Here is a 21,320-nt window from a genome sequence, read left to right on the forward strand (position 1 = left end):
ATGTCCTGGCCATCGTCAGACCAGCGAAGGGGTCGCGTGGCGGCCGCCCGGCACGACCGCTCCCGGGGCGAGCCGTCGCGACAAGGCCTCGAGGAACGCGCCTTCGCCATGCCGCAGGAAGAAGTGGCCGCCATCGAACCAGTCGAGCGTGACCGCATGCGTCGCCTCGCGCGACCAGGCCTCGACACGCGCCGCGTCGATGTCGTCGTCGCGGCCCGCGAAGACATGGATCGGCAACGGCAGCGGCGGCCGTTCGCGCTGGCCGAAGCTTTCGCAGATGCGGTAGTCGGCGGCGAGCACGTCGAGGGTGATGCGCATCAGCTCCTCGCTCGCGAAGACCTCCTCGGGCGTGCCGCCCTGCCTGCGCAGGTCGGCGATCAGCGCCCGGTCGTCGTTCCTGTCCGCGAAACGATCGGGATCGCGGCACGAAGGCGCCGCGCTGCCGGACACCAGCAGCGCCCGAGGCAAGGCACGCCGCTCGTCATGCAGGCGCCGCGCGATGCCCCAGGCCAGCAACGCGCCCATGCTGTGGCCGAAGAGCGCGAAGCGCCCCTGCAGCGCCGCGGCCTGCTCGGTGCACAGCCGCGCCACGAGCGCATCGAAGTCCTCGACGAAATCCTCGCCCATGCGCGCGCCACGGCCCGGCAGTTCGACGGGCACGATCCGCAGCCATTGCGGCACGAGGCGGCGCCAGCGCAGGTACATGGTGGCGCTCGCGCCGGCACAAGGCAGGCACAGCAGCGCGAGCTCCGGCGTGCCCACGCTCAACCGATCGCGCCTTCGGTGGCCGCGGACCGACCTTCCTGCGCGGCCATCCATTCGCGCAGCGAGCGGGGGCGCATGTCGGTCCAGGTCTGCTCGACATAGGCCAGCACCGTCTTCTTGTCGCCCTTGACGCCGTCGACGACGGTCCAGCCGCTGGGCACGGCCTTCCAGTGCGGCCAGATGGAATATTGGTCTTCGTGGTTGACCAGGACGATGAAGGTTTCGTCTTCGCGGTCGAAACAGCTGGTAGACATCGAGGCATCCTTGTGCGGTTGAACATGGGAAGCGCCGGCGACCGCCCGTGCGGGCGTCGCGTGGAAGGGCGCTCCTGCTCAACAGGACGCTTCAGCGGGTCATCTGTTCATTTGCACGGGGTCGACGGGCCCCGGATGCGGACGCGCGGGCGAGGCGCTCGCCGCGCGTCGATGCGTCAGTGCTTGCCGGGCGCGTGGCCGGCGTCGTCGTGCGGGATGTCGTCGCCGCCGATGTCGTTGACGGGTGGCACCATGCCCGCGAGCAGCCAGAGGCGGGCCGCCTTGTCGTAGGCGCGGCGGTGAGCCGGGTCGGCCGCCAGCCAGGTCGTCATTTCGTCCCGCGCCGCGTCGTCGAAGGTGTCGCGGTCGTATTCCCGCTGCACCCACGTCCACGCGGCATTCCAGACGGGATCGTCCTTGTCTTGAGTCATGCCAGAAGGTGGTTCGCTTTGTTCTTGCCGGTGCCGGTGGCCCCTTGCTGCCAGCGCAGCAGGCACGAACCATACCAAACCATGCCCATGCCTCGATGCATGGACGGTCTTCGGCCCTCAGTCGGCGTCGAGCAGGTGGGCACAGCCCTTGATCGCGGCCGCGGCATCGGCGATCAACCCGTTGACGAGGCCCAACGCGCAATCGAGCCGCGCCGCGATCTCGCGCTGCGTGAGCCCCTCGAGGCGATAGAGCTCGAAGACCAGCCGCGTGCGCGGCGGCAGCCCGGCCAGCGCGCGATCGATCGCATGCAGGACCTGGCGCTCGCGCATGCGCCGATCGGGCGTCTCGACGTTCGGGATCTCGAGCACTTCCACGTCCACGTCGAAGGTGCGGTAGTTCGCCTCGACGCGGTGGCGCCGGCAGTAGTCGAGCGCCATGTTGCGCACCACCTGGCAGCAGTAGCCGATGGGTTTCTCGGCCAGCCGCACGGACGCGCCGTCGACGATCTTCAGATAGGCGTCCTGCACGACGTCGTCCGCGAGGTCCGGGGTGTTGACGATCTTGCGGGCAACGCGCCACAGCTGTGCTCGATGGGCGATGAAGACCTCTCCGAGCGAGGGCTCGGACAAATGCGATGGCATGTGCAACACCTCTTGAGAGCGGGACGAAGTGGACGACGCGAATCCTGGAGGCTCTGGATTACTACTTTGGTAATCCAAAACAGAATAAGAATCATTCCTATCTATAACCATGTTTCCGGGCACCTCTGAACTCGCGTTCGGGCGAGAAATCAGGACGAAAAAACTTGGGGGGACTGACGTTGCAGCGGGACCGGAACGATGTTCCGCGAAAGGAACATCAGGCCCGCATTGGCTTGCGCGGTGGCGGGCGATGATAGCCCAGATTGTTTGACAGGCATGCGTCAGGCATTGCATGCCGGCCATTGCGGCACGTCGACAATCCAGCGCACTGCTTCGCGGCATTGCAGCATCGGCGGCCCTCTAGAATTCCGCCCCTCAGCCCGATCGCGTCTCCATGAACATCGTCGTCAACGAAGAACTCAAAGCCTATATCGATCCCCTCACGCCCGAGGAGCACGAAGCCCTCGAACGCAGCATCCTGACCGAAGGCTGCCGCGATGCGCTGGTGCTGTGGGGCGACGTTCTCGTCGACGGCCACAACCGCTATGCGATCTGCCAGAAGCATGGCCTGCCGTTCCAGACCGTGCAGAACACGCGCTTCCAGTCGATCGAGGACGTGCACCTGTGGATGATCGACCAGCACCTGGGCCGGCGCAGCATCTCGGACTTCGTGCGCGGCGTGCTCGCGCTGCGCAAGAAGGACATCGTGACGGAGCGCCGCGCGCGCTCGGCGAACGTGTCGTCTTCGACCGCCGATGCCGAAGCGCCCGCGAGCTCGGCCGCGAGCGCCGACGATGCGAGCGTGCCGCCGCCTCCACCGCTCAACAGCCGCGAAGCCATCGCCAAGGCCGCGCGCATCAGCAGCACCCAGGTGCAGATGATCGAGAAGATCCAGAAGCAGGCCGCGCCCGAAGTGGTGGCCGCGGTGAAGTCCGGCACTATCTCGATCAACGCGGCTGCTGCCGTGGCGAGCCTGCCCGCCGAGGAGCAGGTGGCCGCCGCGAACGCGGGCAAGGACGAACTGAAGCTCGCGGCCAAGCGAGCGCGCGAAGCGAAGCGCAAGCCGCGCGAGGACGATGCCGAAACCTCGTCCGACACCGAATCGCCGCCGTTCGATGTGGCCGATTCCGAGCAGGTTCAGGCGCTGAAGCAGCGCGTGGCGGCGCTCGAATCCGAGAACAAGGCGCTGCGCGAGCAGATCGCCACGCTGCAGCTGCAACTGGCGGCCGCCTGAGCGCGCGGCCGCGGGCACCGCGTCAGAGCGCGATCTCCGTCACCTTCGCGCCCTGCACCGAGACACCGGCCTCGAGCCCCACGTTCGTCAGCACGAAGCCCACCACGGGCTGGCGGACCGTGTTGGTGTCGATGCTGCCGTTGGCACCGATGGTCGCGACGGCCACCGTGGCATCGGCACCGGCCGTCCATCCCTTGCTGCTGCGGAACTTGTCGAGCGCGGCCTGCGTGGTGAACAGGTAGATCACGGCCTTCGACTGCGCGCCCGCCTGGAAGCCGATCGAGCCCGAGGTGGTGCTGTAGTAGGACTGCGTGCGGCCGTTCACGCGCAAGGCGCCGCGGCCGTATTCGGCGCCCACGCCCATGCTCGCGCCGACCACGGCCGGAAACACCAGCACGCCGCTCGATTTGGCGACGAGTTCGCGCGAACCGCGCACCGAGTCGTAGAGCTTGGACAGCGAGGCATCGACCTGTGCGTCGATCGATGCGCGCGAGGACGCGCTGCTGGCCTGGTTCTCGGGACGCGTGGTCGTGCAACCGACGAAGGCAATGCTGCTCGCGGCCACTGCACAGGCGACGGCCACCGTACGAAGCGAAGAGATGGGCATGGCGAACTCCTTTGCTGAAACATGACGCAAACCGTGCCCGCGACGATGCGGGCCTGGCCATGCTACGGCGCGCATATCGCTCCATGGCGCGTTGTGGAAGACCGCCTACGCCAACTCAAGCCGATGCAGAAGGCACGTTCGAGCGGGCCAGCGCCACCGCGTCGGCACCCGCGGGGAAGCGCAGTTGCCCCGTCTCGTCGTTCGCGGCGCGCCACACGGTCTCGGCCACGTCGGATGCCGTGGTCACTTCCGAGATGCCCGCGAAGGACGCGAAGACCTGCTGCGCATAGGCCCCATAGGCCGGCGGGATCAAGCCCTCCATGCGCGACTGGCCATTGCTCGTGAAGTTCGTGCTCGGCGCATAGCCTGGCTGCACCAGCTTCACGCGCACGTCGAAGGCCGCGAGTTCGTGCGCCAGCGAGCCCGTGAAGCCTTCGATGGCCGTCTTGCTGGCCGTGTAGACCGCGACCAGCGGCATCGGTGCCAGCGTGGCGCTCGAAGTCACGTTCACCACCACGCCGGCGCGGCGCGCGCGGAACTGCGGCAACACCGCCTGCGTCATCGCCATCACGCCGAAGGTGTTGGTCTCGAAGACTTCGCGCATGGTGCTCATCGGCGTCGCCTCGAAGGCACCGAGCAGTCCGATGCCCGCGTTGTTGACGAGCACGTCGATGGGTCCGCTCGCCTCGAGCGCGGCGGCGATGCTGTGCGGATTCGTGACGTCGAGGGCCACGATGCGCAGCCGCTCGTCGCGCGGCAGCAGGTCTTCGCGCGGCGTGCGCATGGTGGCGATCACGCGCCAGCCCTGCGACAGGAAGTGGCGCGCGGTCTCGAGGCCGTAGCCGGACGAGCAGCCGGTGATGAGGACGGTTTTCATGGGTGTTTGCTGAGTGGTTGACATGGAAGCGAACGATATCCAGAGAAAACCGGACCATCTACAATGAAAAGTCCACGATTCTTTTGCAAGCGTCCGGCCATGAACGATCCGCTCTCAGAGGTCATCGCGCTGCTCAATCCGCGCGCCGTGTTCTCGAAGGGCATCAGCGGCGCTGGTCGCTGGGCCGTCCGCTATTCCGATTTCGGCCAGCCCAGCTTCTGCGCGGTGATCAGCGGAAGTTGCCGCCTCGCGGTCGAGGGCGAGGAAGCCATCGCCCTCGAAGCGGGCGACTTCGTGCTCATGCCGGCGACGCCGGGCTTCACGCTGTCGAGCTTCGAGGCGGCCGCACCCGTTCACATCGATCCCAAGCTCGCGCCCGCACCCGAAGGCGAGGTTCGCCACGGCAGGCGCGATGGCCCACCCGACGTGCGCCTGCTCGGTGGCTACTTCGTGTTCGATTCGCCCGATGCGGCCTTGCTGGTCTCGCTGCTGCCCACGCTGGTGCATGTGCGCGGCGTCGACCGGCTGTCGGTGCTGGTGCGTCTGGTCGGCGAGGAGTCGAGCGAGGAGCGCTCCGGGCGCGAGCTCGTGCTCACGCGCCTCGTCGAGGTGCTGCTGGTGGAAGCGCTGCGTTCGTCTTCCGGCGAGGATGCGCCACCCGGCCTGCTGCGCGGACTGGCCGACGCGAGGCTCGCATTGGCGCTGCGCCAACTGCACGCGGATCCCGCGCGACCATGGACCATGGCGCAACTCGCGCAGCAGGCCGCGCTGTCGCGCTCGGCCTTCTTCGATCGCTTCACGCGCGCCGTCGGACTGCCACCGATGGAATATCTGCTGGCCTGGCGCATGGCGCTCGCGAAAAACCTGCTCGAGCATCACGATCTCGCGATCGCTGAGGTTGCCCAACGCGTGGGCTACGGCTCGGCGAGCACCTTCAGCACGGCCTTCAGCCGGCATGTGGGACTGCCGCCGGGACGCTACGCGCGCCGTGGATGATCCCTTGTACGGGGCCGCATGCGCGTGCCTGCTACAATGCGCCTTCGCTCGGACCACCTGAGCGTTGCCTGGCCAGGCAAGCTGAATCTCACACCAGCGCGTCGAAGTCACTACGACGAGAAAAACAACAATGACTTCCGCAAAGGAATCTTTGCCGTAGCGTGGACCGCGTAAGAGTTCACGACCATATTTCCAAAGCCCGCCTCGTGCGGGCTTTGTTCGTTTTGGGCCACTCGTCGCGCACGATGACCAGCCCAACAAGGAATCGAAACCCGAAAAGACAAACGGGCTACGCGATCGCTCGCGTAGCCCGTTGCTTTGTGTGGCGGAGTGGACGGGACTCGAACCCGCGACCCCCGGCGTGACAGGCCGGTATTCTAACCAACTGAACTACCACTCCTGGTAGACAACGTTCACTCCTTGCGGAGCCGAGTGTTGACGACTCGTGCCTGCTTCACTTGCATGAAACTGGCGACCCTACGGGGATTCGAACCCCGGTAGCCACCGTGAAAGGGTGGTGTCCTAGGCCTCTAGACGATAGGGTCAAAACCTTAGGAACCGTGCTGCGATCAGCACTTCTTCTCTTCTCTTCTCGACACTTTTGATGGTGGAGGTAAACGGGATCGAACCGATGACCTCTTGCATGCCATGCAAGCGCTCTCCCAGCTGAGCTATACCCCCTCTTTGACATTCCAGTGCTTCTTTTCAGAATCACCTTGTGTCGGTGTCGAGCCTCAAATTATAGACCGATTTTTAGGCCACTTTCAAACGCTCGATGATTTTTTCTTTAGAAAAAATCGCGAGGACCGCATCGAGCGATGGCGTCTGTGGCGTCCCCATCACGAGAACACGCACCGGCATCGCCAGAGCAGGCATCTTGAGCGAATGCGCAGCCAAGGTTTCCTTGATGGCCGCGGCGATCGTCGCCTTGTCCCACGTCGGAAGGGTGGAGAGTTTATCCGCAAGTGTGGCCACCGCAGGCTTCACCGCATCGGTGATGTGTTGCGCACGATCCGCTTCGCTCGCGTGGACGTCTGCATAGAAAGCCGCGGCCCAGTCGGCCAGTGCGACGGTGGTCTCGCAGCGGTCCTTGAACAGCGCGCAGATGGCGGCGAGCCGATCGTCGGCCTCGATGCCGCGCTTCTTCAGTTGCGCGGCCACCAGCGGCGCGAGCGCGTCGTCGCTCTTGGCCTTGATGTACTGCGCGTTGACCCATGCGAGCTTGGCCGCGTCCCATTGCGCCGGGCTCTTCGACAGGTGCGAGCCGTCGAACCAGCTCACCATCTGCTCGCGCGTGAACAGCTCGTCGTCGCCGTGGCTCCAGCCGAGGCGCGCGAGATAGTTGAGCATCGCCTCGGGCAGGTAGCCGTTGTCTTCGTAAGCGGTCACGCTCACGGCGCCGCGGCGCTTCGAGAGCTTCTGGCCGTCGTCGCCGAGGATCACGGGCACATGGCCGAACTGCGGCAGCGGTGCGCCGAGCGCGTGGAAGATGTTGATCTGCCACGGCGTGTTGTTGATGTGCTCGTCGCCGCGGAACACGTGCGTGATGTTCATATCCCAGTCGTCGACCACCACGGCGAAGTTGTAGGTGGGCACACCGTCGGGCCGCAGGATGATGAGGTCGTCGATCTCGCGGTTGTTGATGGTGATCTCGCCCTTGACGAGGTCGTTCCAGGTCACGTCGCCTTCGGGCGGATTGCAGAAGCGCACCACCGGCGGCACGCCTTCGGGAATGGGCGGCAGCACCTTGCCGGGCTCGGGGCGCCAGCGGCGGTCGTACAGGGTCTTCTCGCCGCGCGCCTTCTGCGCCTCGCGCATCTCGTCGAGCTCGGCGGGCGTGGCGTAGCAGTGGTAGGCCGTGCCGGCCTCGAGCATCTGCGCGATCACGGCCTGGTAGCGCTCGAGACGCTGCATCTGGTAGATCGGGCCTTCGTCGTAGTCGAGGCCGAGCCAGTGCATCGACGCGAGGATCTGGTCGGTCGAATCCTGCGTGGAGCGCGCGACGTCGGTGTCCTCGATGCGCAGCACGAACTCGCCGCCATGGTGGCGCGCATAGGCCCACGAATAGAGCGCGGTGCGCGCGGTGCCCAGGTGCAGGAAGCCGGTGGGAGACGGAGCGATGCGGGTGCGGACTTTGCCGGTCATGGAGGCGGGATTCAGAAATTCAGGGTGGAAAGGCCGCGCGACAGGTCGGCCTTGATGTCGTCGACGTGCTCGAGGCCGACCGCGAGGCGGATCAGGCCCTGGCCGATGCCGGCCGCCTGGCGCTGCGCTTCGGACAGGCGTCCGTGCGAGGTGGTGGCCGGATGCGAGATGATGGTCTTCACGTCGCCGAGGTTGGTGGCGATGCTCACGACCTCGGTGCTGTTGATGACGTGGAAGGCGTTGGCGCGCGCGGTCTCGGGATCGCCGCCCTTCACGATGAAGGACACGACCGCCCCGCCCTGCCCCGCCTGCTGGCGCATCGCCAGCTCATGCTGCGGATGCGAGGCGAGCCCCGGGTAGTACACGCGCTCGATGCCCGGCTGGGCCTCGAGCCATTGCGCGACGGCCAGCGCGTTCGCGCAGTGCGCCTGCATGCGCACGTTGAGCGTCTCGAGCCCCTTGAGCACGACCCAGGCATTGAACGGCGACAGCACCATGCCCGCGGTGCGAACCACCGGGCCGAACACGTCGACGATCAGCTTCGAGGGACCGCAGATCGCGCCCGCCATCACGCGGCCCTGGCCGTCGAGATGCTTGGTGCCCGAATGGATGATCAGGTCGGCGCCGAGCTCGGCGGGCCGCTGCAGCGCCGGCGAGCAGAAGCAGTTGTCGACCGCGAGCAGCGCGCCCGCCTCGTGCGCCACGTCGGCCAGCGCGCGAATGTCGCAGACCTCGGTCAGCGGATTGGTCGGCGTCTCGGCGAACAGCAGCCGGGTGGTGGGACGCACCGCGGCGCGCCACTCGGCCACGTCGGTCTGCGAGACGAAGGTGGTCTCGACGCCGAACTTGCCGAACTCGCGCCCGATCAGGTTGATGGTCGAGCCGAACATCGAGCGCGAGCACACGACGTGGTCGCCGGCCTTGAGCAGGCCCATGCACATCATGAGGATCGCGCCCATGCCGCTGGACGCGGCGATCGCGGCCTCGGTGCCTTCCATCGCGGCGAGCCGGCGCTCGAAGCTGCTGACGGTGGGGTTCGAGGTGCGCGCGTAGGTGAAGCCTTCCTCGGTGCCGGCGAAGCGGCGGGCCGAGGTCTCGGCGTCGGGCTGCACGAAGCCGCTGGTGAGGTAGAGCGCTTCGGAGTGCTCGCCATGCACGCTGCGTTCGAGCGCGGTGCGCAGGGCCAGCGTATCGCGGTGCAGGCCGGGAGGCAGGGGGCTATCGGTCACGGAAACTTTCGGGCGCGAGGCCAACGAGGAACGTCGGAAGAAGATCAGCTCAGGTTGGGCAGCGCGAGGCGCGAGGAATCCTCTTCGGTCTCCTCGATGCGCGGGCGGTTGCCGTTCATGCGCGAGATGGCTTCGGTGTCGATGTCGCCGGTGACATAGACGCCGTCGAAGCACGAGGCATCGAAGCCGTCGAGCTTGCCGTTGAGCGAGCCGATGGCGCGCTTCATCGCATCGACGTCCTGGTAGATCAGCGCGTCGCAGCCGATCAGCTCGCGGATCTCTTCCACGGTGCGGTCGTGCGCCACCAGCTCGTCCTTGGTCGGCATGTCGATGCCGTAGACGTTGGGGTAGCGCACCGGCGGCGCGGCGCTCGCGAGGTAGACCTTGCGCGCGCCGGCGTCGCGCGCCATCTGCACGATCTCGCGGCTGGTGGTGCCGCGCACGATCGAGTCGTCGACCAGCAGCACGTTGCGGCCCTTGAACTCGCTCGCGATCACGTTGAGCTTCTGGCGCACCGACTTCTTGCGCACGCCCTGGCCCGGCATGATGAAGGTACGGCCCACGTAGCGGTTCTTGACGAAGCCCTCGCGGTACGGAATGCCCAGCAGGTGCGCGAGCTGCGTGGCGCTCGGGCGGCTCGATTCGGGGATCGGGATGATCACGTCGATCTGGTTCGGCGGCACGGTCGAGACCACGCGCTTGGCCAGCGTCTCGCCGAGGTTCAGGCGCGCCTGGTAGACCGAGATGCCGTCGAGCACCGAGTCGGGACGCGCCAGGTACACGAACTCGAAGATGCAGGGATTGAGCGTGGGCGCCTCGGCGCACTGCATGGAATGGAGCTGGCCCTGCATGTCGACGAACACCGCCTCGCCCGGCAGCACGTTGCGCTCGAAGGTGTGGCCCGAGCCCTCGAGCGCCACCGATTCGCTGGCCACCATCACGGTGCCGTCGGCACTGCGGCCGATGCACAGCGGGCGGATGCCGTAGGGATCGCGGAAGGCCAGCAGGCCGTGGCCCGCGATCAGCGACACCACGGCATACGAGCCGCGCAGGCGCTTGTGCATGCTGCGCACCGCGGCGAACACCTCGGCCGGATTCAGCGGCACGCCGTGCGATGCCTGCTCGAGCTCGTTGGCGAGCACGTTGAGCAGCACCTCGGAGTCGCTCTCGGTGTTGGTGTGGCGGTGGTCGGTCGAGAACAGCTCGGCGCGCAGTGCGTGGGCGTTGGTCAGGTTGCCGTTGTGCACCAGCACGATGCCGAAGGGCGCGTTGACGTAGAAGGGCTGCGCCTCTTCCTCGCTGTAGGCGTTGCCCGCGGTCGGATAGCGCACCTGGCCCAGGCCGACGCTGCCGGGCAGCGCGCGCATGTTGCGGGTGCGGAACACGTCGCGCACCATGCCCTTGGCCTTGTGCATGAAGAACTTGCGTTCCTGCAGCGTGACGATGCCGGCCGCATCCTGGCCGCGGTGCTGCAGCAGCAGCAGCGCGTCATAGAGCAGCTGGTTGACGGGTGCGTTGCTGACAACGCCGACGATTCCACACATGAAGCGATCCTCTCAGGGCAGGTAGCTTGCCAATTTTTCGGGCAATGCAGGCTTCAGGCTCTGCAATGCCGCGTCGAGAACAACGGCGCTGCGCGATTCGTGCCACCAGGCACTGTCGCTCAACGCCAGCAAATGAACAACCACTGCCAGCACCAGCAGCGCTACCGCGCCCCGGGCCGCGCCGAAGGCACCGCCCAGGATCCGGTCGACCGGACGCAATCCCACGGCGGCGATCAGCTTGCGCGTGAGCGCGGCCACCAGGCCCACGCCGAACGCGACCGCCACGAACAGCAGCACGAAGGCCAGCGGATAGCGCCAGGACGCCTGCGGATCGCCGGCCGGCAACCAGGCCGCCACATCGGACGCGAACCACTGCGCCACCACGAAAGCCACTACCCAGCCGACCAGCGAAATCACTTCGAACACCAGCCCGCGCACGAGGCCGAATAGCATCGACACCACGATGAGCGCGACGGCGATCCAGTCGAGCAAGGCCACGGCGGCTACGGGCGGTGGCGAATTACAAGGTGAGGATCGCGGCCGACAAAGACAAGGCCTTCACCCGCTCGGCGGCCTTGTCGGCCTCGGCGCGCGAGCCGAAGGGACCGACCCGCACGCGCGTGCGTTCGCCGTCGGCCGTCTTCGCCACGTTCACATAGGTCTTGAGGCCGGCCTTCTCGAGCTTCTGCCGCACCTCGCGGGCCTTGTCGGCATCGGCGAAGGCACCGACCTGCACCACGAAGCGGCCGTTGTCGTCCGACGCGGCGGCGGGCTTGGGCGTGGCGGGCGCGGCGGCGACGGGCCTGCCTTCGAGCAGCGCGCGGGCACGGGCGCCGTCGTCGACCGCGGCGGGCTTGGGCGCGGGCTTCGGTTCCGGCTTGGCCTCGGGCTTGGGTTCGGGCTTCGGCTTGGCCTCGGGTTTGGGTTCGGGCTTGGGCTCCGGTTTCGGCTCGGGCTTGAGTTCGGCCGGCTTGGCCGGCGCGGGGGCGGGCGCCGGCGCGGCGTTGACCGGCTTGCCCGAGGCGTCGATCTCGGTGCCGTCGGCGGTCTCGGTGATGATGCCGCCGCTCGACGCGGCCGGGGGACGCGACGGCGTCGCGGCGGCCACGCGGGTGTCGCCGTTGTCGCTGCCGCTGGTGGCAGCGGGCGCGGGCGCCTGGGGCACCGGCAGCGGCTTGACCTTGTTGCGGTCGGGAATCTCGATCGGGATGTCGACCGACACCGGGCGCGGCTGGGTGTCGAACAGCAGCGGGAAACCGATCACGCCCAGCAGCACCAGCACCGCGGCGCCCAGCAGGCGGTGGCGGGCGCGACGGCGCATGGATTCGACACTTTCCGCCGGCACCGCAGCCGGTGCGCTGCGTCCTTCGTTGCCTTGTGGGCCGCGCGCGCGGAACTTGAAAAACGCCATGAAGTTCGGTCCCTGAAGGAGTGCTGCGAGTGATGCGGGAAGCTGCGGAATCCGGCGAGATCGACCTGCGAATCGGCCGCCGGGCGACAAGGTTTAGGACAGGTGTTTGGCTTGCAGCCGGGGGGTGCCATGCTCGAGCACGCCGCCCACGGTGAAGAACGATCCGAAGACCACGATTCTATCAGCGGGGTCCGCGCGCTCGATGGCCGCCTGGAGCGCCTGCATGGGGTCGGCGAAGACCTCGCCGGCGGCGTCCTTGCGCGTGTTCTGCGCCTGCCATGCGGCCAGCAGGTCGGCCGCCTTGGCGGCGCGCGCGGTCGGCAGGTCGGTGAAGTACCAGCGGTCGATCAGCGGCCCGATGCGCGCGAGGATCGGCGCCAGGTCCTTGTCCGCCATCACGCCGAACACGGCATGGGTGGTCGGGTAGAAGCCCATCGCGTCGAGGTTCTCGGTCAGCGCGGCCACGGCGTGCGCGTTGTGCGCCACGTCGAACACCAGCACCGGCTGGCCCGGCACGATCTGGAAGCGCCCCGGCAGCTCGACCATCGCGAGGCCGCTGCGGATCGCCTGTGCCGTCACCGGCAGCTGCTGGCGCAGTGATTCGAGCGCCGCCAGCACGCCGGCCGCGTTGACCAGCTGGTTGGCGCCGCGCAGCGCCGGATAGGCCAGCCCGCTGTAGCGCCGGCCGCGGCCGCTCCAGCCCCACTGCTGCTTGTCGCCCGAGACGTTGAAGTCGCGCCCGAAGCGCCAGAGGTCGGCGCCGATGGCCTCGGCATGGTCGACCACGCTCTGCGGCGGCATCGGGTCGCTCACGATGGCCGGCTTGCCGGCGCGCAGGATGCCCGCCTTCTCGAAGCCGATGCTCTCGCGGTCGGGGCCGAGGAATTCCATGTGGTCGAGGTCGATGCTGGTGATCACCGAGCAGTCGGCGTCGATGATGTTGACGGCGTCGAGCCGCCCGCCCAGGCCCACCTCGAGGATCGCCACGTCGGGCTTCTCCTCGATCATGCAGCGCAGGATGCCGAGCGTCGTGAACTCGAAATAGGTCAGCGGCAGGTCGCCCCGGGCCTTTTCCACGGCTTCGAAGTTTGCTATTAATTTGGAAGCATCGACCGATTGGCCCGACAGGCGCAGCCGCTCCTCGAAGTGCACCAGGTGGGGCGAGGTGAAGACCGCCGTGCGATAGCCGGCGTGCATCAGGATCGACTCCAGCATGGCGCAGGTCGAGCCCTTGCCGTTGGTGCCGGCCACCGTGATCACGGGGCAGCCGAAGCGCAGCGCCATGCGCTGGGCCATCTCGCGCGCGCGCTCGAGTCCGAGCTCGATGTTCTTGGGATGCAGGCGCTCGGCGCGCTCGAGCCAGTCGTTCAGGGTTTCCATGGAGGCCGGGATTGTCGCCCACCCGCCGCTCGCGCATCATCGGCGCCATGACAACCCCTTCGACCACTCTGTACGGCATTCCGAACTGCGACACCGTCAAGCGCGCCCGCGCCTGGCTTGATGACCACGACATCGCCTACGGCTTCCACGATTTCAAGAAACAGGGCGTGCCCGAGGCCGAGCTCGACCGCTGGCTGGCCGCGCTGGGCTGGGAAACGCTGGTCAACCGCCGCGGCACCACCTGGCGCAAGCTCGACGACGCCACGCGCGAATCGGTGGTCGACGCCGCCTCGGCGCGCGCCGTGCTGCTCGCCAATCCCAGCCTGATCAAGCGGCCGGTGGTGGACTGGCGCCAAAAAGCGCGCCAGGCCGACATCACGGCGGGTTTCGACGCCGAACAATGGGCCAGGTCGCTGTAAGCGCCTGTGAAAACCGTGCTGTGAACGCCGTGTAAATGCCGGAACCCGCCTGGCGGGCCGGCGTCGAACCCGGACCGGGCGCGGCCGGGCAACCCTCGCAGCGCACCGCGTCCGATCCGCAGGAGTCTCCAACATGAATACCCAGACCATCCGTACCGTCCTCGGCCTCTCGCTGGCCGGCGTCCTCGCCGCCAGCGCGGGCCTGGTCCATGCCCAGTCGGGCCAGACCGTGCAGGCGCGCGTGCTCTCGGCCACGCCGGTGCGCGACGGCGCCGGCACCAGCTACAACGTCACCTACGAGTACAACGGCCGCCGCTACACCACGCGCACCGACTACCAGCCGGGCGCCACCATCCCCGTCGAGGCCAACGCCTATGGCGTGACCACCGCGCCGGTGACGCCGCAGAACCGGCTCACGCCCTACCCGGTCGAAAGCGACAACCGCGGCTATGCCCAGCAGCAAGGCCAGCAATACAGCACGGGCTCGCCCTGGGACGACGTCGTGCCCGAGCCGGGCGTGGTGGTGTCGGGCACGCAGCCGGCCCCGGTCTATGCCCAGCCCGCCTACCCGGCCGCGGTCTATCCGGCGCCGGTCTACGTGCAGCCGGCCTATGCCTATCCGCAGCCCTACGTCTACCCGCCGGTCGGCATCTCGCTGAACCTCGGCTACTCGCGCGGCTGGGGCGGCGGCTACCGGGGCTACGGCGGTTACCGCGGCGGCTACGGCGGCTGGCGCGGTGGCGGCTACCACGGCTGGCATCACTGAGCCGGCCGGCCGGCCAGGCGCCGCCGGCCAAGCCCCTAAAATCGAGGACTTCTCCAACCCCTGAGGGGTGCGCCGCCCGCGCGGTGCCGTCCTCGACCAGCCGAACGCCCCCGGCGCCGGCGCCATTCCATGACGATTACCGACACCCTGAACAGCGCCGCTGTGGCCACCAAGGCCAATGTCTACTTCGACGGCAAGTGCGTGAGCCACAGCCTCACGCTGGCCGACGGCACGAAGAAATCGGTCGGCGTGATCCTGCCGTCCACCCTGACCTTCAACACCGGCGCCCCCGAGATCATGGAAGGGACCGCCGGCAGCTGCGAATACCAGCTCGCGGGCAGCACCGAGTGGATCGCCTCCGGCCCCGGCCAGAAGTTCGACGTTCCGGGCAACTCCAGCTTCCAGATCCGCGTGAGCGGCGAGCCCTACAGCTACATCTGCCACTTCGGCTGAACCGCACGGAGCCACCCAGCATGTCGACCATCCTCCAAAACGTCCCCGCCGGCCAGAAGGTCGGCATCGCCTTCTCGGGCGGCCTCGATACCAGCGCGGCGCTGCACTGGATGCGCAACAAGGGCGCGATCCCCTACGCCTACACCGCCAACCTCGGCCAGCCCGACGAGCCCGACTACGACGAGATCCCGCGCAAGGCGATGCTCTACGGCGCCGAGAACGCGCGCCTGATCGACTGCCGCGCGCAGCTCGCCAACGAAGGCCTGGCCGCGCTGCAGGCCGGCGCCTTCCACGTCACGACGGCCGGCGTCACCTACTTCAACACCACGCCGCTGGGCCGCGCGGTCACCGGCACGATGCTGGTGTCGGCCATGAAGGAAGACGACGTCCACATCTGGGGCGACGGCAGCACCTACAAGGGCAACGACATCGAGCGCTTCTACCGCTACGGCCTGCTGACCAACCCGGGCCTGAAGATCTACAAGCCCTGGCTCGACCAGGTCTTCATCGACGAGCTCGGCGGCCGCGCCGAAATGTCGGCCTTCATGCAGCAGGCCGGCTTCGCCTACAAGATGTCGGCCGAGAAGGCCTACTCGACCGACTCCAACATGCTCGGCGCCACGCACGAAGCCAAGGACCTCGAGCACCTCAACAGCGGCATCCAGATCGTGCAGCCGATCATGGGCGTGGCCTTCTGGAAGGACGAGGTCGAGGTCAAGCGCGAAACCGTCTCGGTGCGCTTCGAGGAAGGCGTGCCGGTCGCGCTCAACGGCGTGAGCTACCCCAACCTGGTCGAGCTGATCCTCGAGGCCAACCGCATCGGCGGGCGCCACGGCCTGGGCATGAGCGACCAGATCGAGAACCGCATCATCGAGGCCAAGAGCCGCGGCATCTACGAGGCCCCCGGCCTCGCGCTGCTGTTCATCGCCTACGAGCGCCTGGTGACCGGCATCCACAACGAGGACACCATCGAGCAGTACCGCGACCACGGCCGCCGCCTGGGCCGCCTGCTCTACCAGGGCCGCTGGTTCGACCCCCAGGCCATCATGCTGCGCGAGACCGCCCAGCGCTGGGTGGCGCGTGCGATCACCGGCGAGGTCACGGTCGAGCTGCGCCGCGGCAACGACTACTCGATCCTCAACACCGAGTCGCCGAACCTCACCTACAAGCCCGAACGCCTGAGCATGGAAAAGGTCGAGGGCGCGTTCACGCCGCTGGACCGCATCGGCCAGCTGACGATGCGCAACCTCGACATCGTCGACACGCGCGAGAAGCTCGGCATCTACACCAAGACCGGCCTGCTGGCCTCGAGCCAGGGCGCGGCGCTGCCGAAGCTCGCGAACGACGACAGCGGCAAGTAAGCCCATCCGCCCATCCGGCTTCGAATGAAAAAAGCAGGCCTCGCGCCTGCTTTTTTCTTGGGTGCGACCGGCGCGAGGCGCTCAGTCCCCACCGCCTCCGCCACCGCAGCCACCACCGCAGCCGCCGCCATCCGCGCCGCCGCCGGAAGAATCGCCACCGCCGCCATCGCCGCCGCTCGATTCGCTGCCGCCGAAGCCGCCCGCGTCACCGCCGCAGCCGCCGCTCGAGGAACCGCCTTCGCCGAAGCTCGTGCCGCAGTGGGCATCGGAGCCGGCCTGCCGGTCGATGTCGCGGCAGTCGGGCACGTAGTTGAAGCCGCCCTCGATGCCGAACTTGGCGTCGAGCGCGAACAGCAAGGGCAGCCGCGCGGGCTTGCGCGGATCGATGCTCTCCTCCTTGCAGGCCCAGTACCAGCTGCGACGCAGACCGTCGTTGCGCTTGGGATCGCGCCCCAGCACCTCGGCCGGCGTGTGGTGCAAGAGGCCGCCGAAGGCCGCCTGGCACCAGTGCTGGTAGCCCTGGGTATGGAGGATGAACTCGTGCCAGGCGGTGTCGGCCACCTTCGAGGGCATGCCGACGAACTTGCGCCCGCTGCGCAGGTGGGCCATGAAGAACTGCCGCAGGCCGCGCAGCACCAGCTCGGCGTCGCGCCGGCTCAGCTGCGGATGGGCCGCGATCAGCTTGTGGACCAGGAAGGGCGGCAGCCGCGCCTCGCGAACGAACTGGCGGCGCAGGCTGGTTTCGAACCAGCCCATCACCACCACCAGCAGGCCCGCGCCAATCAGCCCGAGCACCATGCTCCACCAGCGCCCGCTCGAGAACGCCAGCGCGGCGATTGCCGCCAGGATCACCAGCCGCCGCAGCCACACCAGCGCGAAGATGCGCCGGCGGTAGTTCAGGGGCAGGAAGTCGAGGTCCATGTCCCCGGGTGTTCAGACCACCACCGGCTCGGGCTCGAGCCGGATGCCGAAGCGCTCGTACACGCTGGTCTGGATCGCCTTGGCCAGCGTCATCACCTCGCCGCCGGTCACCGGGTTCTCGCTGCCGCCGCGGTTGACCAGCACCAGCGCCTGCTTCTCGTAGACGCCGGCATTGCCCACCGACTTGCCCTTCCAGCCGCAGGCGTCGATCAACCAGCCGGCCGCGAGCTTGATGCTGCCGTCGTCCATCGGGTAATGCACGATCTTCGGCTCGCGCGCGATGATGTCGGCGCACTGCTCGGGCGTGACGGTCGGGTTCTTGAAGAAGCTGCCTGCGTTGCCCAGCACCCGCCAATCGGGCAGCTTGGCGCGGCGGATGGCGCAGATCCAGTCGAAGATATCGTTCGCATCGGGCGTGAAGTTGCCGGTCTCCTCCATCCTGCGTTCCAGGTCGAGGTAGCCCGCCACCGCCTTCCAGGGCTTGGGCAGCCGGAAGCGCACGCGCGTGATGAGCGCGCGGCCCGCGAGGCCGAAGTCGTTGGCGCCGCCGGCGCCGCGCACGTGCTTGAACACCGAGTCGCGATAGCCGAAGGCGCACTGGGCCGCGTCGAGCGTGAAGCTGCGGCCGGTTTCCAGATCGAAGGCGTCGAGCGAGTCGAAGCGGTCCTGCAGCTCGACGCCGTAGGCGCCGATGTTCTGCACCGGCGAGCCGCCCACCGTGCCCGGGATCATCGCGAGGTTCTCGAGCCCCGGATAGCCCTGCGCCAGCGTCCACTGCACGGTGTCGTGCCAGACCTCGCCGGCGCCGGCCTCCACGATCCAGGCGCGCGGGGTCTCCTCGACCAGCCGGCGGCCCTGGATCTCCACCTTCAGGACCAGCGGCTTCACGTCGCCGGTCAACACGATATTGCTGCCGCCGCCCAGCACGAAACGCGGCGCGTCGCGCCATTCGGTGTCGGCATGCAGCGCGGCCAGGTCGGCCTCGCTCGCGATGCGCACCAGGTGCTGCGCGCGCGCGACGATGCCGAAGCTGTTGTACGGCTGCAGCGGGACGTTGTGCTCCACGATCATGGGAGAATTGTCGCATCCAGCTACCGTGACACCTGAGGAGAGCCCATGCCGTCTTTCGACACCGTCTGCGAACCCAATCTGCCCGAGGTCAAGAACGCCGTCGAGAACACCGCCAAGGAAATCGCCACCCGTTTCGACTTCAAGGGCACCGCGGCCGCGGTCGAGCTCAAGGACAAGGAAATCACCATGACCGGCGATGCCGAGTTCCAGCTCGTGCAGGTCGAGGACATCCTGCGCAGCAAGCTCACCAAGCGCAGCGTCGACGTGCGTTTCCTCGACAAGGGCGACGTGCAGAAGATCGGCGGCGACAAGGTCAAGCAGGTCATCAAGATCAAGAACGGCATCGAGGGCGACATCGCCAAGAAGATCCAGCGCCTGATCAAGGACAGCAAGCTCAAGGTGCAGGCCGCGATCCAGGGCGACGCGGTGCGCGTCACCGGCGCCAAGCGCGACGACCTGCAGGCCGCCATGGCGCTGATCAAGAAGGACGTGCCCGATACCCCGCTGTCCTTCAACAACTTCCGCGACTGAGCCCCGGCCCATGAAGGCATTCGCCGTCGCCGCGTTCGTCCTGGCCGCGGTGGCGGCGCCGTCGGCCCAGGCGGCCGACTCGGTCATGCTGACCGGCACCATCGGCAGCCGCGCGATCCTGATCGTCAACGGCAGCGCGCCCAAGACGGTGGCGGTGGGCGAGAGCTTCCAGGGCGTGAAGCTGGTTTCGCTGCAGTCCGAGCAGGCGGTGGTCGAGTCCGAGGGCAAGCGCGTCACGCTGCGCATGGACACGCCCGTGAGCATCGGCGGTGGCGGCCCCTCGGGCGGCAGCGGCAACCGCATCGTGCTGCCAGCCGACAGCCGCGGCCATTTCATGACCCAGGGCCTGATCAACGATCGCCCGGTCACCTTCATGCTCGACACCGGCGCGACCACGGTCGCCATGTCGGTGGCCGACGCGCAGCGCATCGGCCTCGACTACAGCAAGGGCCGGCCGGTGCAGGTCAACACCGCCAACGGCGTGGCACCCGGCTACCTGCTGCGGCTGCGCTCGGTGCGCGTGGGCGACGTCGAGGTCTACGACCTCGAGGCCATCGTCTCGCCGCAGTCCATGCCCTTCGTGCTGCTGGGCAACAGCTTCATCAACCGCTTCTCGATGCGGCGCGACGCCGACCAGATGGTGCTCGAGAAGCGCTACTGAGACGAAGCTCGCGAATCAGACCTGCGCGGCCGTCACCACGATCTCGATCTTGTAGCCGGTGTTGGCCATCTTGGCCTGCACCGTCGCGCGCGGCGGCGTGTTGCCGGCCGGGATCCAGGCGTCCCAGACCTCGTTCATCGCCGTGATGTCCGCGATGTCGGCCAGGAAGATCTGGGTCATGAGGATGCGCGACTTGTCGCTGCCGGCCTCGGCCAGCAGCCGGTCGACCATGGCCAGCACCTGCTGGGTCTGGCCGCGGATGTCCTGCGTGGTGTCGTCGGGCACCTGGCCCGCGAGGTAGATGGTGCCGTTGTGCACCGCGGTCTCGGAAAGACGCGGTCCGACGTGGAAGCGGGTGATGGTGCCCATGGTGATTCCTTCAGTCCTTTTTCTTTTTGGAGCCCAGTTTGGACTCGGTGCCGGCGGCGAGCCGGCGGATGTTCTCGCGATGCCGCCAGATCAGCAGCAGGCTCATGACGATGATGGCGACCAGCGCCGTGCGGCTCAGCGGCCACGCGATGCCGCCGCCGATCAGGTAGTAGGCCGGCGCGAAGAAGGCGGCGACCAGCGAGGAGAGCGAGGAGTAGCGGAAGAACACCGCGATGATCAGCCAGGTGGCGCCGGTCGCGAGCCCGAGCCAGGGCGCGATGCCCACCAGCACGCCGGCCGCCGTCGCCACGCCCTTGCCGCCCTGGAAGCCGAAGAACACCGGGTACAGGTGGCCGAGGAAGGCGGCCACGCCAGCCACCGCGGCCACGCCGTCGTCCAGGCCCCATTGGGCGCCCCAGTGACGGATCACGAACACCGGCACCCAGCCCTTGACCGCGTCGAGCAGCAGCGTGGCCAGCGCCGCGCCCTTGTTGCCCGAGCGCAGCACGTTGGTCGCGCCGGGGTTCTTGCTGCCGTAGCTGCGCGGGTCGGCCATGCCGAGCGCCCTGCTCACGATGACGGCGAAGGACAGCGAGCCGAGCAGGTACGACGCCACGATGGCGATCAGGGTAGGCAGGTGAAAGGTCAAGGCGGGTCTCCGCGGATCGGTGTTGTTCTTCGGGGGACGCATCGCCGCGCCGATGCGCCCCGGGCGGGACGCGCAGCGCCAACGATCGAATCGCAGGAGCCGGCTATTCTGCCAGCGCGCACTCCACCGGGGTCGCGCCCAGCAGCTGCACGCACACCTGCGGGTCGATGCCGATCAGGTAACCGCGCCGCCCGCCGTTGAGCACGATGCGCGGCAGCGCGAGCACCGTCGCCTCCACGTACACCGGCATTTCGCGCCTGGTGCCGAAGGGCGAGGTGCCGCCCACCATGTAGCCGCTGTGGCGCTGCGCCACCTCGGGCTTGCAGGGCTCGACCGACTTGGCGCCGATCTGGCGCGCGAGGTTCTTGGTCGACACGGTGCGGTTGCCGTGCATCAGCACCACCAGCGGCCTGGCGTCCTGGTCCTGCATCACCAGCGTCTTGATCACCATGAACGGGTCGAGCCCCAGCATCTCGGCGCCGCGCTGGGCGCCGCCGTGCTCCATGTATTCGTAGGGGTGCTCGGTGAATGCGACCTTGTGGGCGCGCAGCAGCTGGGTGGCGGGCGTCTCGGAGACGTGGGCGTTCTTCCTGGCCATGGCGGG

At 67.9% G+C, this 21,320-nt stretch carries 25 protein-coding genes and 3 tRNA genes; 8 read left to right on the forward strand and 20 right to left on the reverse strand.

Annotated elements, in window-relative coordinates:
- Window positions 1-15: 15 nt before the first annotated feature.
- From KV106_RS36140 to KV106_RS36155, 4 genes are all read right to left on the reverse strand, one after another.
- On the reverse strand, window positions 16-705 hold the full coding sequence (locus tag KV106_RS36140) for a thioesterase II family protein (RefSeq protein WP_409976597.1): 690 nt from the start codon (window positions 703-705) through the stop codon (window positions 16-18).
- A gap of 59 nt (window positions 706-764) precedes the next feature.
- Window positions 765-1,019: an MbtH family protein gene (locus tag KV106_RS36145; RefSeq protein ID WP_261216647.1), complete on the reverse strand. Its 255-nt coding sequence runs from the start codon at window positions 1,017-1,019 to the stop codon at window positions 765-767.
- A gap of 176 nt (window positions 1,020-1,195) precedes the next feature.
- Window positions 1,196-1,450: an isopentenyl transferase family protein gene (locus tag KV106_RS36150; protein WP_261216649.1), complete on the reverse strand. Its 255-nt coding sequence runs from the start codon at window positions 1,448-1,450 to the stop codon at window positions 1,196-1,198.
- Window positions 1,451-1,567: 117 nt separating this feature from the next.
- Entirely contained in the window at window positions 1,568-2,092 is a 525-nt protein-coding gene (locus tag KV106_RS36155; protein WP_057596097.1) for a sigma-70 family RNA polymerase sigma factor, read from the reverse strand.
- Between the two features lie 394 nt (window positions 2,093-2,486).
- On the opposite strand from KV106_RS36155, the gene KV106_RS36160 reads away from it, so the two are divergent.
- Window positions 2,487-3,326: a plasmid replication/partition related protein gene (locus KV106_RS36160; protein WP_261216650.1), complete on the forward strand. Its 840-nt coding sequence runs from the start codon at window positions 2,487-2,489 to the stop codon at window positions 3,324-3,326.
- A gap of 22 nt (window positions 3,327-3,348) precedes the next feature.
- Here the strand turns inward: KV106_RS36160 and KV106_RS36165 are convergent, their stop codons facing one another.
- Both KV106_RS36165 and KV106_RS36170 read right to left on the reverse strand, forming a co-directional pair.
- On the reverse strand, window positions 3,349-3,933 hold the full coding sequence (locus KV106_RS36165) for a BPSL1445 family SYLF domain-containing lipoprotein (protein ID WP_261216651.1): 585 nt from the start codon (window positions 3,931-3,933) through the stop codon (window positions 3,349-3,351).
- Window positions 3,934-4,048: 115 nt separating this feature from the next.
- Window positions 4,049-4,810, reverse strand: a complete 762-nt coding sequence (locus KV106_RS36170; protein WP_261216652.1) for an SDR family oxidoreductase — start codon at window positions 4,808-4,810, stop codon at window positions 4,049-4,051.
- 99 nt (window positions 4,811-4,909) lie between these two features.
- On the opposite strand from KV106_RS36170, the gene KV106_RS36175 reads away from it, so the two are divergent.
- Window positions 4,910-5,806 (forward strand): AraC family transcriptional regulator, encoded by an 897-nt coding sequence (locus tag KV106_RS36175; RefSeq protein WP_261216654.1) that lies wholly within the window; start codon window positions 4,910-4,912, stop codon window positions 5,804-5,806.
- A gap of 323 nt (window positions 5,807-6,129) precedes the next feature.
- On the opposite strand, the gene KV106_RS36180 is transcribed toward KV106_RS36175, so the two are convergent.
- The 9 genes from KV106_RS36180 to folC all read right to left on the reverse strand — a co-directional run bounded on the left by KV106_RS36180 (window position 6,130) and on the right by folC (window position 13,527).
- Window positions 6,130-6,206 (reverse strand) — tRNA-Asp (locus tag KV106_RS36180).
- A 69-nt stretch (window positions 6,207-6,275) separates the two neighbouring features.
- Window positions 6,276-6,351, reverse strand: a tRNA-Glu gene (locus KV106_RS36185).
- A 60-nt stretch (window positions 6,352-6,411) separates the two neighbouring features.
- A tRNA-Ala gene (locus KV106_RS36190) sits at window positions 6,412-6,487 on the reverse strand.
- A 72-nt stretch (window positions 6,488-6,559) separates the two neighbouring features.
- The gene (gene gltX, locus KV106_RS36195) at window positions 6,560-7,951 is read right to left on the reverse strand and encodes a glutamate--tRNA ligase (RefSeq protein WP_261216656.1); all 1,392 of its coding nucleotides are present in this window, start codon (window positions 7,949-7,951) and stop codon (window positions 6,560-6,562) included.
- An 11-nt stretch (window positions 7,952-7,962) separates the two neighbouring features.
- Window positions 7,963-9,180, reverse strand: a complete 1,218-nt coding sequence (locus KV106_RS36200) for an O-succinylhomoserine sulfhydrylase (RefSeq protein WP_261216657.1) — start codon at window positions 9,178-9,180, stop codon at window positions 7,963-7,965.
- A gap of 44 nt (window positions 9,181-9,224) precedes the next feature.
- On the reverse strand, window positions 9,225-10,724 hold the full coding sequence (gene purF / locus KV106_RS36205) for an amidophosphoribosyltransferase (RefSeq protein WP_057596104.1): 1,500 nt from the start codon (window positions 10,722-10,724) through the stop codon (window positions 9,225-9,227).
- 12 nt (window positions 10,725-10,736) lie between these two features.
- Window positions 10,737-11,222, reverse strand: a complete 486-nt coding sequence (locus KV106_RS36210) for a CvpA family protein (RefSeq protein ID WP_261216659.1) — start codon at window positions 11,220-11,222, stop codon at window positions 10,737-10,739.
- A gap of 22 nt (window positions 11,223-11,244) precedes the next feature.
- Window positions 11,245-12,135 carry an SPOR domain-containing protein gene (locus KV106_RS36215; RefSeq protein WP_261216661.1) on the reverse strand — a complete coding sequence of 297 codons (891 nt, stop codon included), beginning with the start codon at window positions 12,133-12,135 and terminating at the stop codon, window positions 11,245-11,247.
- A gap of 93 nt (window positions 12,136-12,228) precedes the next feature.
- Window positions 12,229-13,527 carry a bifunctional tetrahydrofolate synthase/dihydrofolate synthase gene (gene folC, locus KV106_RS36220; protein WP_261216727.1) on the reverse strand — a complete coding sequence of 433 codons (1,299 nt, stop codon included), beginning with the start codon at window positions 13,525-13,527 and terminating at the stop codon, window positions 12,229-12,231.
- A gap of 35 nt (window positions 13,528-13,562) precedes the next feature.
- On the opposite strand from folC, the gene KV106_RS36225 reads away from it, so the two are divergent.
- The 4 genes from KV106_RS36225 to argG all read left to right on the forward strand — a co-directional run bounded on the left by KV106_RS36225 (window position 13,563) and on the right by argG (window position 16,514).
- Window positions 13,563-13,934 carry an ArsC family reductase gene (locus KV106_RS36225; RefSeq protein ID WP_261216663.1) on the forward strand — a complete coding sequence of 124 codons (372 nt, stop codon included), beginning with the start codon at window positions 13,563-13,565 and terminating at the stop codon, window positions 13,932-13,934.
- A 133-nt stretch (window positions 13,935-14,067) separates the two neighbouring features.
- Window positions 14,068-14,700 (forward strand): hypothetical protein, encoded by a 633-nt coding sequence (locus KV106_RS36230; protein WP_057594886.1) that lies wholly within the window; start codon window positions 14,068-14,070, stop codon window positions 14,698-14,700.
- Between the two features lie 129 nt (window positions 14,701-14,829).
- Window positions 14,830-15,153, forward strand: coding sequence for a pyrimidine/purine nucleoside phosphorylase (gene ppnP, locus KV106_RS36235; RefSeq protein WP_057594888.1), 324 nt, complete (start codon window positions 14,830-14,832; stop codon window positions 15,151-15,153).
- A gap of 20 nt (window positions 15,154-15,173) precedes the next feature.
- Window positions 15,174-16,514: an argininosuccinate synthase gene (gene argG / locus KV106_RS36240; RefSeq protein WP_057594890.1), complete on the forward strand. Its 1,341-nt coding sequence runs from the start codon at window positions 15,174-15,176 to the stop codon at window positions 16,512-16,514.
- 81 nt (window positions 16,515-16,595) lie between these two features.
- Here argG and KV106_RS36245 read toward each other — a convergent pair whose 3' ends face one another.
- Window positions 16,596-17,435 (reverse strand): glycine-rich domain-containing protein, encoded by an 840-nt coding sequence (locus KV106_RS36245; RefSeq protein WP_261216666.1) that lies wholly within the window; start codon window positions 17,433-17,435, stop codon window positions 16,596-16,598.
- A gap of 12 nt (window positions 17,436-17,447) precedes the next feature.
- Window positions 17,448-18,506, reverse strand: coding sequence for a UDP-N-acetylmuramate dehydrogenase (gene murB, locus KV106_RS36250; protein ID WP_057594891.1), 1,059 nt, complete (start codon window positions 18,504-18,506; stop codon window positions 17,448-17,450).
- 45 nt (window positions 18,507-18,551) lie between these two features.
- On the opposite strand from murB, the gene KV106_RS36255 reads away from it, so the two are divergent.
- Both KV106_RS36255 and KV106_RS36260 read left to right on the forward strand, forming a co-directional pair.
- Window positions 18,552-19,037: a YajQ family cyclic di-GMP-binding protein gene (locus KV106_RS36255; RefSeq protein ID WP_057594893.1), complete on the forward strand. Its 486-nt coding sequence runs from the start codon at window positions 18,552-18,554 to the stop codon at window positions 19,035-19,037.
- Window positions 19,038-19,047: 10 nt separating this feature from the next.
- Complete coding sequence (locus KV106_RS36260) at window positions 19,048-19,698, forward strand: retropepsin-like aspartic protease family protein (protein WP_057594895.1); 651 nt, start codon at window positions 19,048-19,050, stop codon at window positions 19,696-19,698.
- A 15-nt stretch (window positions 19,699-19,713) separates the two neighbouring features.
- Here the strand turns inward: KV106_RS36260 and KV106_RS36265 are convergent, their stop codons facing one another.
- From KV106_RS36265 to KV106_RS36275, 3 genes are all read right to left on the reverse strand, one after another.
- Window positions 19,714-20,067: a RidA family protein gene (locus KV106_RS36265; RefSeq protein ID WP_261216679.1), complete on the reverse strand. Its 354-nt coding sequence runs from the start codon at window positions 20,065-20,067 to the stop codon at window positions 19,714-19,716.
- A gap of 10 nt (window positions 20,068-20,077) precedes the next feature.
- Window positions 20,078-20,716 carry a glycerol-3-phosphate 1-O-acyltransferase PlsY gene (plsY, locus tag KV106_RS36270; RefSeq protein ID WP_057594898.1) on the reverse strand — a complete coding sequence of 213 codons (639 nt, stop codon included), beginning with the start codon at window positions 20,714-20,716 and terminating at the stop codon, window positions 20,078-20,080.
- Window positions 20,717-20,819: 103 nt separating this feature from the next.
- Window positions 20,820-21,314, reverse strand: coding sequence for an aminoacyl-tRNA deacylase (locus KV106_RS36275; protein WP_261216682.1), 495 nt, complete (start codon window positions 21,312-21,314; stop codon window positions 20,820-20,822).
- Window positions 21,315-21,320: the final 6 nt, after the last annotated feature.

This window comes from Variovorax endophyticus (assembly GCF_025376855.1).
In the GTDB taxonomy this organism is placed as follows: domain Bacteria; phylum Pseudomonadota; class Gammaproteobacteria; order Burkholderiales; family Burkholderiaceae_C; genus Variovorax.